Below are 295 nucleotides of genomic sequence, written 5' to 3' on the forward strand. Positions count from 1 at the left end.
AAATCAAATTTCCCACAGCCATAGATTTACACAAATGGTTAGTAGCAGCCATTAAATCTACCCATCCTTGGTATTATGAAGTGTCTAAATGCGCCCCTCAATACGCATTAAGATATTTGTCAGATGCTTTTAAATCTTTCTTCAAAAAAAGTAAAGGGTTTCCTAAGTTTAAGAAAAAGGGTAAACATGATTCTTTTACCTTAGATGGTGTCATAAAAATTGACTACAGAAAGGTAAAAGTACCCGTAATTGGTTGGATAAAAACTTATGAAATTCTCCCTACAGGATATAAACC

At 33.2% G+C, this 295-nt stretch carries 1 pseudogene; it reads left to right on the top strand.

The annotated features are described in order from the left end of the window. Nucleotides 1-295, top strand: a pseudogene (locus tag FFR48_RS28620) (RNA-guided endonuclease TnpB family protein); the annotation flags it as partial.

The sequence above is a fragment of the Sphaerospermopsis reniformis genome (assembly GCF_005402885.1).
Lineage (GTDB): Bacteria > Cyanobacteriota > Cyanobacteriia > Cyanobacteriales > Nostocaceae > Sphaerospermopsis > Sphaerospermopsis kisseleviana.